The sequence below is a fragment of the Megasphaera sp. AF13-6AC genome, assembly GCF_027685385.1.
Taxonomy (GTDB): domain Bacteria; phylum Bacillota; class Negativicutes; order Veillonellales; family Megasphaeraceae; genus Megasphaera; species Megasphaera micronuciformis.
In genome coordinates, this window is sequence record NZ_JAQCUN010000101.1 from 1 (window position 1) to 1,257 (window position 1,257).

Annotated in this window: 2 protein-coding genes; both read right to left on the reverse strand. The window is 47.1% G+C overall.

Features of this window, described 5'->3' with window-relative positions:
* A partial coding sequence (gene kdsA / locus PGX78_RS06210; RefSeq protein ID WP_270445913.1) for a 3-deoxy-8-phosphooctulonate synthase occupies positions 1 to 614 on the reverse strand: 614 nt, incomplete at its 3' end.
* Positions 614 to 1,257 (reverse strand): 3-deoxy-manno-octulosonate cytidylyltransferase (kdsB, locus tag PGX78_RS06215; RefSeq protein WP_270445914.1); only part of this gene is annotated, 644 nt, incomplete at its 5' end. The genes kdsA and kdsB, both read right to left, overlap by 1 nt.

The window sequence follows — 1,257 nt, forward strand, 5'->3', positions numbered from 1 at the left end:
CCGCCGCCGGGGAGCTGTACGCTGTGTGTAGCATCAAATACAACGGGATAGCCGAAGGATCTCATAATGGGAAAGCTGCGCATATCGACAACCAGATTATGGTATCCCATAGTCACGCCGCGTTCTGTAAGCATGAGATTTTCATTGCCCTTGTGGAGGATTTTTTGAACTACATTTCCCATGTCTTCAGGAGCCAAAAACTGTCCCTTCTTAACATTTACGCACTTTCCTGTTGCCGCCGCCGCTTCAAGCAAATCCGTCTGACGGCACAAGAATGCGGGAATTTGCAAAATATCCAAAACCTCAGCCGCTTTTTCGACTTGTTCCACTGCATGAATATCACTGACAACGGGAACATTCAATTCTTTTTTAATGTACCCCAGGATTTTCAATCCTTCTTCCAGCCCCGGTCCGCGATAAGACGTGAAAGACGAACGGTTGGCCTTATCAAAGGATGCCTTGAATACATAGGGCAGTCCCAATTTTTCACAAATCTTCTTCATCTCCCGGCCGATATTCAAAGTGCGTTCCGGGTCTTCTATGACGCAAGGTCCGGCCAAGACGAATAAAGACGACCCGTCAAGGACCGTATTTCCTACTTTAACAGATTTCATCAAACCTTCTCCTTAGCAAAATACTCTCTGACTCGATCTACGTCTTCAGGCGTATCTATGCCGATAAACGTATGTGTTGTTTTAATAACTTTTATCTTATATCCGTTTTCCAATACACGCAACTGTTCGAGAGATTCCGTCGCTTCCAGCGGAGTTACTTCCATATTCGCATATTCGAGCAAAAAATCTCGTCGATATGCGTAAATCCCGATATGCTTATACGGACCGTGTTGTGCCGTATAGTCGTGCCGCGGGTACGGAATCAGGGAGCGGGAAAAATACATAGCTTCGTCCCGCTTATTGACAACAACCTTAACGGCTCCCTTATCATCATACTCTTCAGGCTGCAAGGGCGTAGCTACCGTAGCCATTTGCAAGTCTGCATCTTCTTCAAAAGCTTGGCAGAGCGCATCGATGACTTCCGGTGCAATTAACGGTTCATCTCCCTGAACATTAATGACCACCTGGGCATCTTTATAATGTCCTACCGCTTCGGCTAAGCGGGCTGTACCGTTTTCATGATTCTTATCCGTCATAACCGCTTGACCGCCGAAGGACATGACCCGGTCATAAATTCTCGGATCGTCGGTAGCCACAACGGTCCCCGACGTTTTTGTCGCCTTGCAGGCCTGTTCATATACTC